General features: G+C 62.9%; 15 protein-coding genes. 5 read left to right on the forward strand and 10 right to left on the reverse strand.

Annotated elements, in window-relative coordinates:
• Positions 1–19 precede the first annotated feature (19 nt).
• The gene (panC, locus tag JQ558_RS13745) at positions 20–871 is read left to right on the forward strand and encodes a pantoate--beta-alanine ligase (protein WP_212293945.1); all 852 of its coding nucleotides are present in this window, start codon (positions 20–22) and stop codon (positions 869–871) included.
• Positions 872–877: 6 nt separating this feature from the next.
• On the opposite strand, the gene JQ558_RS13750 is transcribed toward panC, so the two are convergent.
• The 4 genes from JQ558_RS13750 to JQ558_RS13765 form a co-directional block, all read right to left on the reverse strand.
• Positions 878–1315 carry a DUF1489 family protein gene (locus JQ558_RS13750; RefSeq protein WP_212293946.1) on the reverse strand — a complete coding sequence of 146 codons (438 nt, stop codon included), beginning with the start codon at positions 1313–1315 and terminating at the stop codon, positions 878–880.
• A 39-nt stretch (positions 1316–1354) separates the two neighbouring features.
• Positions 1355–2383 (reverse strand): hypothetical protein, encoded by a 1029-nt coding sequence (locus JQ558_RS13755; RefSeq protein ID WP_212293947.1) that lies wholly within the window; start codon positions 2381–2383, stop codon positions 1355–1357.
• Positions 2384–2583: 200 nt separating this feature from the next.
• On the reverse strand, positions 2584–2787 hold the full coding sequence (locus JQ558_RS13760; RefSeq protein WP_192733742.1) for a hypothetical protein: 204 nt from the start codon (positions 2785–2787) through the stop codon (positions 2584–2586).
• A 275-nt stretch (positions 2788–3062) separates the two neighbouring features.
• On the reverse strand, positions 3063–3719 hold the full coding sequence (locus tag JQ558_RS13765; protein ID WP_212293948.1) for a glutathione S-transferase family protein: 657 nt from the start codon (positions 3717–3719) through the stop codon (positions 3063–3065).
• A gap of 98 nt (positions 3720–3817) precedes the next feature.
• Between JQ558_RS13765 and JQ558_RS13770 the strand changes: the two genes are divergently transcribed.
• A complete protein-coding gene (locus JQ558_RS13770) occupies positions 3818–4495 on the forward strand; it encodes a DUF599 domain-containing protein (protein WP_212272253.1) in 678 nt (225 codons plus the stop codon).
• Positions 4496–5784: 1289 nt separating this feature from the next.
• Positions 5785–6450, forward strand: coding sequence for a hypothetical protein (locus tag JQ558_RS13775; RefSeq protein WP_212293949.1), 666 nt, complete (start codon positions 5785–5787; stop codon positions 6448–6450).
• 9 nt (positions 6451–6459) lie between these two features.
• Here JQ558_RS13775 and JQ558_RS13780 read toward each other — a convergent pair whose 3' ends face one another.
• The 4 genes from JQ558_RS13780 to JQ558_RS13795 form a co-directional block, all read right to left on the reverse strand.
• Positions 6460–7137 carry a nitroreductase gene (locus JQ558_RS13780; RefSeq protein ID WP_212294058.1) on the reverse strand — a complete coding sequence of 226 codons (678 nt, stop codon included), beginning with the start codon at positions 7135–7137 and terminating at the stop codon, positions 6460–6462.
• 307 nt (positions 7138–7444) lie between these two features.
• Complete coding sequence (locus tag JQ558_RS13785; RefSeq protein ID WP_212272250.1) at positions 7445–8266, reverse strand: universal stress protein; 822 nt, start codon at positions 8264–8266, stop codon at positions 7445–7447.
• 98 nt (positions 8267–8364) lie between these two features.
• Complete coding sequence (locus JQ558_RS13790) at positions 8365–9171, reverse strand: hypothetical protein (RefSeq protein ID WP_212272249.1); 807 nt, start codon at positions 9169–9171, stop codon at positions 8365–8367.
• A 64-nt stretch (positions 9172–9235) separates the two neighbouring features.
• On the reverse strand, positions 9236–10054 hold the full coding sequence (locus JQ558_RS13795; protein WP_212293950.1) for an aldo/keto reductase: 819 nt from the start codon (positions 10052–10054) through the stop codon (positions 9236–9238).
• Between the two features lie 372 nt (positions 10055–10426).
• Here JQ558_RS13795 and JQ558_RS13800 point away from each other — a divergent pair, with 372 nt between their 5' ends.
• Positions 10427–10729, forward strand: a complete 303-nt coding sequence (locus tag JQ558_RS13800; RefSeq protein WP_212272247.1) for a DUF1127 domain-containing protein — start codon at positions 10427–10429, stop codon at positions 10727–10729.
• On the opposite strand, the gene JQ558_RS13805 is transcribed toward JQ558_RS13800, so the two are convergent.
• Positions 10726–11052 (reverse strand): DNA-binding transcriptional regulator, encoded by a 327-nt coding sequence (locus JQ558_RS13805; protein ID WP_212272246.1) that lies wholly within the window; start codon positions 11050–11052, stop codon positions 10726–10728. The two genes, JQ558_RS13800 and JQ558_RS13805, sit on opposite strands and share 4 nt — an antisense overlap.
• 75 nt (positions 11053–11127) lie before the next feature.
• The gene (gene mgtE, locus JQ558_RS13810; protein ID WP_212293951.1) at positions 11128–12561 is read right to left on the reverse strand and encodes a magnesium transporter; all 1434 of its coding nucleotides are present in this window, start codon (positions 12559–12561) and stop codon (positions 11128–11130) included.
• 102 nt (positions 12562–12663) lie between these two features.
• Here mgtE and JQ558_RS13815 point away from each other — a divergent pair, with 102 nt between their 5' ends.
• Complete coding sequence (locus JQ558_RS13815) at positions 12664–13467, forward strand: polysaccharide deacetylase family protein (protein WP_212293952.1); 804 nt, start codon at positions 12664–12666, stop codon at positions 13465–13467.
• Positions 13468–13564 lie beyond the last annotated feature (97 nt).

Raw genomic sequence — 13564 nt, forward strand, 5'->3', positions numbered from 1 at the left:
TGCAAGAGATCGAGCCCAGATGCCGCGAAGCCCTATGGTCGTCCGTACCGTCCCCGCATTGCGCCGCGCGCTTGATGGCCTTCGCGCCAGAAAGGCCACGGTCGCGCTGGTGCCAACCATGGGAGCGCTCCATGACGGCCATGTGTCGCTGGTTCGGCTCGCCAAACGCCGCGCACAGAAAGTCGTCGTCTCGATCTTCGTTAATCCGACCCAGTTCGCGCCAACGGAGGATTTCGGCTCCTACCCGCGGACCTGGAAGTCCGACGTCGCCAGGCTCGCGGCCGAGAAGGTCGACCTGATCTGGAATCCGGACGTCAAGGCGATGTATCCGGAAGGCTTCGCCACCCGGATCGTACCCGAAGGTCCGGCCACTGCCGGGCTGGAAGATCGCTTCCGCCCGCACTTCTTCGGCGGCGTCGCCACCGTGGTCGGCAAGCTGTTCACCCAGTGCCGGCCGGATGTCGCGATCTTCGGCGAAAAGGACTTTCAGCAATTGCGGGTGGTGACGCAGATGGCGCGCGATCTCGATCTCGGCGTCAAGGTGATCGGGTCGCGCACGGTTCGGGAGCGCGACGGGCTGGCGATGTCCTCGCGCAACGTCTACCTCGCGCCCGAACAGCGCCAGGCGGCGCCCGAGCTCTATCGCGCGATGAAGCAAAGCGCGGCCCGCCTTCGCGCTGGCGAGCCTGTCGACGCCGTCATGCAGGCCGGCGCCGAGCTGATCGAGAACGCGGGTTTTGCGCTGGACTATTTCGAGGTGCGCCACGCCGAAACGCTGGCGCCGGTCGCCTCGCTCAAGGAGGGGCCGATGCGGATGCTGGTCGCCGCCAAGATCGGAACCACGCGGCTGATCGACAATATCGCGGTCTGAACGTAGCTACAGCAGCCCGAGGTCGCGCAGTTCCCGCCGCATCGGCTCCGGCATCGACGCCACGACCGCGGCGGACTTGCCGAGATCGGCCGGCGCGCCGTCCTCGGTCAGATAGCGCCAGCCCTGGAACGGGCGCATCGGCCGCGGCGAGACGGCAATGACCTTGGGCTGCATCACCAGGCGGCACCGTCCGATACCGTCCTTGTCGCGGAACGGCTCGATCGCGATCAGCTTTTCGCGCGCCGCGATCTCTCCCTTGATCACCCAGTAGAGCGAACCGCCGGCAAGCAGTTCCTCGTCGCGTTTCGGCATCATCCGGGTGACGTGGATATGGCGGAGCGGCAAACCCTTTTTCCTGGCGGTTGCCATCCGTTCGGCAACCCAGCCCTTGAGTTCTTTGACCGACTCGCAGCCAACGGCGAGCTTGATGAGATGAAGCGGCATGGATCCGGGTTTAGCGGGCCCCGCGCCGTTTGAAAACGATCATTCGTTGGCGGGCGCAGCAGCTGTGGATGACACCGTCGGTGCTCCCGGTGCCCCCGGTGCCGGCGATAGCTGGACCGGCGCGGCCGGTGTGCGTTTCGGCGCCGGCGGTTGTTTTTTAGCTGCCGCCAGCGCTGGCGACGCCGTTGTGGTTGGTGTGGCTGGTGCGGCGGTCGTTGGTGCTGCTGCGGCCGGGGCTGGACGTGGTGAAGCCGGTGGATTGGCAGCAGCTGGCGCCGGAGCGGCACGAGCGGCGGGCGGCTCCGGGTTCATGATGCTGATGGGCGGGGTATTGGCCGCGCTCGGGAACTCGGCATTGGTGGGTTTGCCGGTGGGCATCGACGGCGGCAGCCCCGCGAGCAGCCCCGGGGATGTCGCAGCCAGGGGCGGCGCGTTCCATGAAGGTGCATAGCGCGTGATCAGGTTCTCGTAGAGGCGCTCGTCCATATTGGCGACGACCTGGCGCTTGTCGGCCAGCGCGGCGAACGCCGCGCATGCAGCCGGCGTGCATTGGTCGCGCGCCATCAGCACATAGGCCATCAGCCCGTAGCGGTCGCGCTCGACGGCGCGGCGCAGTGCCTGCAGGTCGGAACTCGTCGCTTTGTCGGCTGTGGCAGCATCGCCGAACCCGGTCAGGCGGGTGATCTGGGACGCCGCATAGGTGACCGCGGCAGCGACCGAGTCGGCGGACCCGAACAGCGTCTTCTCGCAGGCATTGAGGACGGCATCGCCGGCGAGATCGTCGATACAAGAGAGCTGCGGCAACGCTGCACTGACCGAAGCCACCGGGGTCGCAGCGGAGGAGACGGCGCCATCCGGCCCGAAGCTGCGGATGGTCGCGGCGACAGCGACGACGATCGCGAGCAGCGTCATGACCGTCAGCACGCCATTGGCCACGGATTTCTCCGCGCGCAGCAGCGTGATCAAAACGATGATTCCCAAAAATCCCGCCGCGGCCAGCGTCAGCCACATCGGAAAGGTCGGTGTGCGCCAGATCTGATCCAGCGAAGAAGCCCAGTCCCAGCTCATGCGCGGTGTCCCTCACGCAGCATAACGCGATCAGCGAATGCGTGTTTGCCCGCACTCGCTTCCGACAGAATGGTCCTGCGAACGGGGCCTTTTGACGGCGGGCGATATGGAACCGCGTCAACCGCAGGTTTGCGCACAGCTTCAGGAGACCGCAAGCTGCTCAGGAGACCGTAAACGGCTCAGGAGACCGCAAGTGCGGCTCAGGAGACCGCGAGCTGACTTTCCTTGGCTACCCGTTCGAAAGCTTCGGTCGAGCTTTTGATGCGATACTGGCAGTCGTCGCCGTCGGTCGGAAGCAGCCGGATCACCTCATAGGTGCCGCTGGCGGCCGGTCGGGCAACGTTGCTGGCAGTGAAATAGACAGTCTCTCCAACGGTGAACTTGTGCTTCAACGCCCTCTCCATACGCAAGATTGTCGGCGGCGCTTAGTTGTCCCGCTAGCGATCGGCCGACTTGAGAACCCTGCGTCAACCTAGCACACCACGGGCCCAAAAATCCAGTAACATCGAGGCCTCCCGAGAACGGATATTTTACAGATATTTCAGTGCGTTAAATGCCCGTTTGGGGGAATTTGCATAGCCGCTATTCCGGCCGCGATCTCCCCTCGCCCGGCTCCATGCCGCAGTCAGGGCGGGTGCGGTCAGGACTATTGGAACCGGACGGGCTGACGCAGCCCGCCTCAGATCGTCTCGAACCGGTCGATCAGCATGGTTTCGGCCAGCCCGTCGCGGGTCCACTCCTGGAACGCCGGCAGCGCCTCCATCGCATCGACGTAGTGCCGCGCCTCACCGGCGACCGGAATCGCATAGGTGCGGAAACGATGCACGACAGGTGCGAACATCGCATCCGCGCCACAGAAGGCGCCGAACAGGAACGGCCCCGCTTTGCCGTAGCGCTGATGGCACTCGGCCCAGATCGCCTGGACTCGCGCCACATTGGCCTTCGCGTCATCCGACAGCGCCACCGCACGGATCGGGCGATGCAGGTTCATGCCGCATTCGTTGCGCAGCGCCATGAAGCCCGAATGCATCTCCGCCGAGATCGAACGCGCATGGGCGCGGGCGGCGCGGTCTTCCGGCCACAGCTTCGCTTGCGGGAATTTTTCGGCGAGATATTCGATGATCGACAGCGAATCCCACACCGTGACGTCGCCATCGACCAGCGCCGGCACTTTTCCCGCATCGCTGAAGCTCAGGATGCGTTGCTTGTCGGCCGGGTTGTCCGTGTACAGGGGAATCACGACCTCCTCGAACGGAATATTGTTGGCGCGCAGCGCCAGCCACGGCCGCAGCGACCATGACGAATAGTTCTTGTTGCCGATGACGAGCTTCAACATTTGCGGGAAATCCTGTTGGGGACGCCATCATGACATAGTGCACGGCAACCGTTCAACCTGTACATCTCGTGTGACCGAGCGATCACGGGAAATGCAGCATGGCTGGTTACTGGGTGGACATCGCGGCCATCACGTTCTTCGTGGTGGAGTGGACCGTCTATGCCTTCACCCTCGAACGTACCGCCTACGGCCGGGACAGCCTGTCCGCCCGCATGCATGTCTATCGCGAGGTCTGGATACGAAACCTGCTCGATCGCGAAACCCGCATGGTCGACATGCAGATCATGGCTTCGTTGCAGAACGGCACGGCGTTCTTTGCCTCCAGCAGCCTGATCGCGATCGGCGGCGGGCTGGCGCTGCTGCGCGCCACCAATGATGCGCTGGCGGTGCTGGGCGCGCTGCCGATCGATCTCAGCCCCTCGCCCGCTCTGTGGGAAATCAAATGCGTCGGGCTGATCCTGATCTTCATCTACGCCTTCTTCAAATTTTCCTGGGCCTATCGCCTGTTCAACTATGTCGCCATCCTGCTCGGCGCGATGCCGCCGGCCTCGGAAAAAGGCACGCCGGAAGCGGAAGCCCATGTCATCCGCACCACGCGATTGTTCGAATCCGCCGGCCAGCATTTCAATCGCGGCCAGCGTTCGTTCTTCTTTGCGCTCGGCTATCTCGGCTGGTTCGTCAGTCCATGGGTGCTGTTCGTCACGACAGCGATGGTCGTGATCGTGACCTGGCGCCGGCAGTTCGCGTCCAATGCGTGGAAGGCGATGGGGAGTTGAGGGGGACAAAGGCTCTTTCCACGTCATTGCGAGCGAAGCGAAGCAATCCATCGAGCCGCGCGCCTTATCTCAGCTCCGTCACCCTGAGGTGCGCGCTCTTGCGCGCCTCGAAGGGCGACGGCCCGGTCTGTGGCCGATTCATCCTTCGAGGCTCGCCCAGCGGTGCAAGTGCACCGCTAGGCTCGCACCTCAGGATGACGGGTAAACGTACGTTCGCTTTCTCGCGACGCATTGCGCCCGAGGCTTGCAAATTCATTCGCCCTCTCCAATCAGAGGGCGCAGGGAATGCCGGATGCGCGCTGCACCCGCGGTCTCGTGTGCGATTGTGCTAAGAAAGCTGCACACGAGCATACAGGGCAGCGGAGAACATCCGACATTCCCTGCGCAATGGCTTTACGGCTTATGACGCGCTCTCCCCGGTGAGACGGCCTCTATTGCCACCGTCGCCCCCCGGAAGCGTTGGCTCCCGCAGGACTTGACGCCGTTACGGGCGCCAGGACCACACGCTTTCGCCGTACGCATCAGCCGCGACCGTCAATCGCAACCTCGGCGTCCACCGCAACCCGCCCCTCGTTGTGACGATGGCCAACGCCCTCAGAGTGGGACGGGATGGCGATAGATGCGCACTGATTTGGGTCGGACGACAACAGAAATATTTTGATTTACAGAAATTTTCTACTTGACACGATTTCTGTAAATCGGAATTGATTTGCCCGTCGGGTTGTTTTGTCGCACGCAGCCTGCGAGATTTCGCTTGCGTAGGAAGCGACGCAGCAACGTCGGCGACGGATTGAGGTGCAGGCGTTAGCCGCAATCGCTCAACAGGTAAGCCAATCGCCTCTGGCGCAGCCGCAGCTCCGATCCGCTAGATGATCACGGTGCCCACATCCAACGGACGGAGAAAAGAGATGGCCTGGAAAAGCATCGTCAGCCCCCGTGCGACCGCACCGGCTTCTGCGCGCCGGTCCGCAATGTCTGGTTTTGCTCGCAAGACGGCTGAGACCGTATCCGACATTGCCAGCATCGTTCACGATTTGGTTATGGACGTCCGCGACAGCTACCGGCCGGAGCTGCACTACATGCGTGGCCCCGGCCCGAAATGCCGCGCCAAGCGTCAACCCCTAACCAACGTTCGATGCAGAAGTTGCTGGGCAGCTCGCAGGGCGGATTGAACCGACCTGTCCGCCCTACCGACTCTGGAGCAGCGATTGAACTTTCAAGCTGTCATGAGCGACAGACGCTAACGGATAATATTGGGTTGGGATGGCCAACCGCATACTGGACAATCCATGCGTCTTCTTTCGCTCTTCCTTTTGCTGTTTGCCAGTACTGCGTCCGCGCAACCCGCGCCCGCCGTCGACTGCGACGCGATCAAGAACTCCACGGTTCCCGTTGAACTGGCCTATCATGGTCAGGACGGGACAAGGACAGTCGTTCAGGCCCATCGAGACACATCGGGCGGCAGGGTTGTATGGACTCACCAGACACAGCCATCCACCCGCCCAAACCCACCCGTCTTCGTGACGAAGGCAGTTTATGTCGATGGGACCATCGCATCGGCTGAATGGACTACACCTTATGCCGGCAAATACTCGCATCACACATGGAAGTATGCGCCTGATGGACTCCCCAAGCATTTTGATCGTCGATCTGACATAACCTACAAGATGCGTACGGTATCGACGGACGGTGAGAATATTACGAAAGAGAAAACCAGTACGATCGCTTACAAGTTCAAATCAGAAGGAACAGTCGCGGTTGGAGCCTGCGTTCTCCAGGTGATCCGTGGCGAGAGCGAAAACACCAACGATGCCGGCCGCACCCGCCGTACCTTTCAACTCTACTTTCCCGAACTGCAGATATCCGCCACGGCAACCGATGCGGAGCCCATCGTCGATGGTCTCAGCACGGTTCTTTCCGAGATCAAGCCGGTAAATGCCCGCAAGGTGGATTGAGTTGGGCGCCTAATTCTCGAAACCGACGAACACCGTGGCTTCCTCGACGGACTTTCGTTCGGACACGACCGCATTTGCCGGGAAACTTTCATCCGGCCAGCCCAGTGCGATACTTTTCATGATGACCTGATCGTCGGCTATGCCGGCGTGCTCGCGCACCACAGGTGATTGCATGATGCCCTGGCTGTTGATCACGGCGCCCAGCCCGCGAGACCAGGCTGCATTGACCAGGGCGGTCGCCACGGCGCCGCAATCGAAGGGCGTGTCGTCGCTGCCATCGAGCACGCGGTCATAGGTCACGATCACGCATACCGGCGCGTCGAATTGACGGAAGCCGCGCAAGACCCAGTCCTGGCGCTTGTCCTTGTCATCGCGCGCGATCCCCATGGCGGAGAATAATTGCTTGGCTACGCCGACCTGCCTGTCGCGGTGAGGACCGGCAAAGGCCTGACCGGTGCGGAATTCGCGCGACTGCGGTATGCCCGCCACCATCCGCTCGGTGTTGCCGGCGCGGATTCGATTCAGCGGTTCGCCGGTGACGATGTAGAAATTCCAGGGCTGGGTGTTCATCGACGACGGCGCGCGCATCGCCAGAGCGATGATTTCCTCAATCAGCGCCCTGGGTACCGGATCGGGCTTGTAACCGCGGATACTTCGGCGACCAAGGATAACGTCATCAAACTTCATTTTTCCAAGATTCCCCACATGACTTTTGAAGGCCCGATTTTTGAAGGCTGGATTTTCGCGGTTTCTTCGCTCCCGCGCAAGCCCGTAGGGCGGATTGGAGCCGAAGGCGTAATCCGCCGCCCCGCTACAGTGCCAATATATCCGTGCTATGTACCCGGTGCCGAACAATCGTCGCGCGTGCGATTTGCGAGCGGCGATTGCGGCGAAGAAGATTGCGCTACGGCTAAGCCGGAATGGCGGATTACGCCTTCGGCTCCAATCCGCCCTACGGCCTGCTTCGCGTCGCTCGCCAGACTCCAAGATCCGATCAATGCGACATCAATGTCGGTTTGGTCATCGAGGCAAGCATACCACGCGTCGTCCCACCAAGAATAAACTCCCGCAGCCGGGAATGCCCGTACCCGCCCATGACAATGAGGTCGGCACCTGTATCGGCTGCATATGACAGGATTGCATTGTAAACATTGATCTTGCGGACGGGGATGCGCTCAATCGTGGCGTTTACTCCGTGACGGGCCAGATGGGTCGCGATATCCACACCCGGAAGGTCTGCGCTCTTGGCGCTCTGAGCGTCCGCAACAACAATACTCGCCTTGCCGGAGCGGATAAGAAACGGCATGGCATCGGCGACCGCTCGGGCGGCTGCCCGGCTGCCATCCCAGCACACCATGACATGATCGAGTTTGAGGCGCTCCTTCTGAATAAAAGGTACGATGAGCACCGGTCTTCCGGATTCGAACAGCGCGGCCTCAAGGACGACATTCGTGGTTCGATGATCCCGGTCCCCTTCAAATTGGCCAATGACGGAAAGATCGAACCGTCTTGCGATTTGCGCAAACTGGGTTGGTCCGTCGCCGACGTCAGTTTCAATTCTGCGTGTTTCGGCTGAAACGCCAGCGCGACGCGTCGCCTCGTCAAACACGGTGGCCACGGACTCTGCGCGTTGTCGAGCTTCAGCCTGCTGGGCTCGAATAAAGTTGGCTGACAGGTCAAAGCCACCGACCACTGCCGGATAGAAGGCCGTCCCCATGATGTGCGCGCCGAATGTTTCCGCAACCGACAGCGCGTAATTGGAAACGCCATCTTGCGATTTACCGTAAGACAGGTTGACAAGAATATCTTTGATCATGGCTCTGCCTCCAGTTAGGTGATCGCGCATCTACCAGTTCATTTATCCCGGGCCGGCTACTCCCGTTAGTTCGCGTCAAGAAAACGCATCGAAGAATATCACGAACCCGCGAAATCCTGCGGCGTAAAGCTGAGGTCGAGCACCTTCCATTCGCCGTAACGGTCGGCCGGCAGCATCGCGTAGGGCTGGCAGGCTTCCAGCGCGCTGATGGCGCTGCGCATCAAGAGCGGGCCCTTGGCGGAAGCGCTGGCCTCGATCAGCTGCGGCTCCGCGGCGAGCTTGCCGTCCTGGCTCATGAACACGCGCAGCTTGACCTTGACGTCGTCGGAGCCTTTCAACGCGGGCGGAAGTTTCGAGCAGGTCCGCAAGTGCCGCCGGAACGCCGCGACGACGCTTGAATCGATGTCGGCGGACGTGGTCGCGGGCGCGTCGAAATTGTCTTTGCCCTTGTCGCCGGATGCCGGCGCGCTGGGCAGCAGGGCCGGCGGGAGACCGAGCATGACGTTGTATTTGACCGACAGATCGGGCTCGGGCGGCTTGTAGGCCGGCGCCTGCGTCACTCCCTGTGGTGGCGCGGCTGGCTGCGGCGCCGGGCTCGGTGCCGCCACTGCCGCCTGCTTCTGTGGCGGCGGCGGAGGTGGCTGTTGAACCGCAGGCGCCGCCGCGGCCGCGGGCTTGTCGAGCGCGGTGAAATCAGGTTGCGGCGGCGGCGTCGCAGCCGGTTCGGACGCCTTCTCGATCTCGGCAGGAATGTCTTGCGGCGCGACGATATCGACCGCGATCGATTCAGGCGTGGCGGCGCCGAACGGATGCACGTCGGAGAACACAAGCAGCAACGCCAGCAGCGACAGATGGGCAATCACTGAAGCCGTCATGTCCGAAGGTATGATCTGGCGCAGGTTCATCGTACCAAGACAATCCAAGGGCCTTGCGATGGGCTTTGAGCATAACGCCCGGCGCGACCGCGGCTCAATCCCATTTCGGTGCGAAGCCGAAATCGGTGAGCCGGCCGCCGGCGCTGCCCATGTCGGAAATCTCGCGCATGTCGGCGTCCGACAGTTCGAAATCGAAGATCTCGATATTTTCCGACAGCCGCGCCAGCTTCGAGGTGCGCGGGATCGCCGCCACGTTCTGCTGCACCAGCCAGCGCAGGCACACTTGCGCTGATGTCTTGCGATAGCGGTCGCCGATCCGCAGCAAGGCCTGGTCGTTCTTGACGCGGCCCTTGGCAACCGGGCTATAGGCCACCAGCGCCATGCCGTGGCGCGCGCAGGCTTCCATCACCTTGGCCTGGTCCAGATAGGGGTGGTATTCGACCTGGTCGCAGACCAAGGGCTCCGGGCACGCCGCCACCGCCTCCTCGATCAGGGCCACGGTGAAATTGGACACGCCGATATGCCGGGCAAGCCCGAGCTGCTTGACCCGCGCCAGCGCGCCCAGCGTCTCCGACAGCGGCACCTGCGGGTTGGGCCAGTGCAGCAGCAATAAATCGACCTCGGTCAGGCGCAATCTGGCGAGACTTTCCTTTGCCGATCGCTCGAGATCGTTGGGCGCGAAATGCGTGGTCCAGATTTTGGTGGTGACGAACACCTCGCCGCGCTTGACGCCGGAGCCGCGCAGCCCCTCGCCCACTTCACGTTCGTTCTCGTAGACCTGCGCGGTGTCGATGTGGCGATAGCCGAGCCGCAGCGCCTGCTCGACCAGCCGCGCGCAGGTTCGTCCGCGCAGTTCCCAGGTGCCGAGCCCGATCGCCGGGATCCTTGCGCCATTGGCCTCAATAAAGTTCATACGCTCATTATGGGCCGCCGGCAGGTCAGTGCCAACACATAACGTTTTCGTGCGAAGTGCAGTTCGCGTCGAGAAAACGCGTCAGAAGAGACCGGGCGGCGGTGATGCGGCGACGGCCACGTCCACTCGCCTCCAGGATGCGAGCCACACCGGCACATCCCTTGATTTGGCGCGATCTCCGTGGTACCTACGCTTCATGATCAACGTCGTGCGCACCGCGAACCGTAAAAACGTAACCCGCTCTCGCTGGGCCGTGGAAGGAGTCGTGCGCTAGAAATTCGACGACGCGATCTTTTCACCAGGCCCCGCCGGCATCGGACGGGGCCTTTTGTTTGGCCATGCTCCCTGCCGGCGCAACAGCAGGAGCATCCGATGCCACCCCAACAGACGAACATCACATCCGGGACCGAGCGCGATGCCGCAGGGCTCGGCCTCGACCTGCCCATCGCATTACCAACGGCAACGTCGACGCGGAACGTCCTCGGCTTGCTCAAGCGATATTGGCGTGCGTTTCAGGAGCGGCGCCAACGCCAGAGCTTGCGAGCCGGCTTGGCTTACCTGAGCGACAGAGAGCTGATGGACCTCGGCCTGACGCGCGATGAGATCGACTACATCACACCTCAACGCGATAGGATTAGAGATAGCGCGATGTACCTGTTGAGCCGTGGTGGCTAGATGGTGGCCGATTCCGTGGCGAGCGCGGCGAAAACCGTTTCCGGCGAATGGGCGATGACGGCGAGCAGCGCCCGTGCCGGTCCGCGCGGCGCGCGTTTGCCCTGCTCCCAGTTCCGGATGGTCTCGACCGGCACCCCGAGCCGTGCGGCGAATTCGAGCTGGGTCAGGCGCGAACGTCGGCGCAGGTCGCGAACCGCCGGCAGCGGCGTTGGGTCCGCCGCTGGGGCGGCAGTTTGCTCCGGATGCGCAGGCGCGAGCGGGAACTCCTGCCCATCCCGCAGTTCCACGATCCGTCCGTCTGCCTTGAGCCGCAAGCGCTGCATGTTCGATTCCCAATATGGGAATCATCGGCGAAGCCCGTTAAGGACCGATTAACGATACTTTCCCGTGCCGAGCGCTCACTTCAGCCCGAACCACAGCGTGGCGATGCCGAGGAACGAGAAGAAGCCGACCACGTCGGTGATCGTGGTGACGAAGGTGCCGGAGGCCACCGCCGGGTCGGCGCGCACCCGCTCCAGCACCATCGGGATCAGGATGCCGCCCAGCGCGCCGGCGATCAGGTTGACGACGATCGCAAGGCCGATCACGACGCCGAGGCCGGGGATCTTGAACCACGCCACCGCGGCGACGCCGGTGATCACGGCAAAGGCGAGGCCATTGACGAGACCGACCATCGCCTCGCGCAGGACCACGCGGAGCGCGTTGTTGGAATGAAGTTCGCGGGTCGCCAGCGCCCGCACCGCCACCGTCATGGTCTGGGTCGCGGCGTTGCCGCCCTGGCTCGCCACGATCGGCGCCAGCACGGCCAGCGCCACCATCTTTTCCAGCTGGCCTTCGAACAGGCCGAGCACCGAGGATGCCAGGAACGCGGTCGCCAGATTGACCAAGAGCCAGTTGAATCGGGCGCGCGCGATAGTCCAGACGCTGTCGGACAATTCTTCGTCGCTGGTGACGCCGCCGAGCGCTTTGAGGTCTTCGTCGGCCTCTTCCTCGATCACGTCGACGACGTCGTCGATGGTGATGACGCCGACCAGCCGGTTGGTGGTGTCGACCACGGGGGCTGCGACCAGATTGTATTTGCCGAACATCCGCGCGACCTCTTCCTGGTCGTCGAGCACGGAGACGCGGCGGCGGTCTTCCTCGATCAGGTCGGCGAGCGGCACCGGCCGCCTTGCGCGCAGCAACGTGTCGAGCGAGACCGCGCCCTGCCAGTGCTGGTTGGCGTCGACCGCGTAGATTTCATAGAACCGGTCCGGCAGGTCCGGGGTGTCGCGCATGTAGTCGATCGCCTGCCCGACGTTCCAGTCCGGCGGCACCGCGATGAATTCGGACTGCATCCGCCGGCCGGCGGAGTTTTCCGGATACAGCAGGCTGCGCTCCAGCGCGTCGCGCTCAGACGGCGGCAGCTTTTCGAGGATTTCTTCCTGGTCCTCCTCGTCGAGGCCTTCGAGCAGTTCGACGGCGTCATCCGATTCCAGTTCGCGAACGCCTTCGGCGACCGTCTCCGGTTCGAGCTCTTCGAGGATTTCCTCGCGAACGGTTTCGTCGACCTCGTTGAGTGCGGAAAAGTCGAAATCGGTCCCCGTCAATTCGACCAGGGCCACGCGATCGTCGGGTTCGAGCGCGCCGATCAAATCGCCGAGATCGGCCTCGTGCAGTTCGGCCACGAACTCGGAAAGCGACGGGCGATCGGCGGCCTTGATGGCGCGGGTGATTTCCTCGACGAATTCGTGTCGGATGTGGCCCTCTTCATCCCGCATCAGGGCGGGATCGAGCGCGGACCCGTCAACAGGCCGCGCGGCGGCGGTGGCAACGTCGATATCCTCGGCCATGCCTTGCCTCACCGGGTTTGACAGAACTTGCGTTTGAGTTATCGCTGCACGCATTACCCAATCGGCAACGCCAAGCGCAATGCCAAAGATGCACAACGGCTGATGACCCCAGGATTCACCAGGACGCTCTGCACAGCCATCGCGGCCGCGACGGTGTGGACGGCTGCAGCCAAGGCCGCCGAATGCCCGCACAAGGACGGGCTCGGCACCTCACGGGTTCTGCGCGTCGATGCCGCTACCTCACCGCGCGTCGGGCTGAAGAGCTTTCCGCAGACCCTGCCGCTTGGAGATCGTGAGGTGGTCCTGACCTTCGATGACGGGCCGTGGCCGGGCACGACGCCGAGGGTGCTGGCCGCGCTCGCGCGCGAATGCGTGCTCGCCACCTTTTTCCTGATCGGCAGGTCTGCTTCGGCGCACCCCGAGCTGGTGCGCAGGATGGCCGCACAGGGCCACACCATTGGGCACCACACCTGGTCGCATCCCAATATCAAATACCTCAAGCCGGATGCGGCCACGGCTGAGATCGACAAGGGCTTTGCGGCGGTCGAAAAGGCGCTGCACGGGACCAGCACAACGACCCCGACTACCCCGTTCTTTCGCTATCCCTATTTCGAGATGACGCCGGCGACGCTGGACCTGCTGCAGAACCGCGGCATATCCGTGTTCGGCGCCGACCTCTGGGCCAGCGACTGGGAGCCGATGAAACCGGCCCAGCAGCTGAAGCTGCTCATCGAGCGGCTGCAGGCCGCCCGCAAGGGAATCATCCTGCTGCACGATCCCAAGGCGCAAACCGCGGCCATGCTGCCGGCGTTCCTGCGCTATCTGAGAGACAACGGTTACCGCGTGGTCCATCTGGTCCCGGCAGCCTCAGCGGCCACCGCCAGAGCTGTCCAAAACCCGAAATAAGTGTGGTATTTCGGCCATTAAGGCGGCATTCATGGCCCGCCGTTAAGGATTGCAAACAAGGCATTTTTCGAGTGAACCGAATACCGGTCCGCAGGGA

It is taken from the genome of Bradyrhizobium sp. AUGA SZCCT0160 (assembly GCF_018130105.1).
Lineage (GTDB): Bacteria > Pseudomonadota > Alphaproteobacteria > Rhizobiales > Xanthobacteraceae > Bradyrhizobium.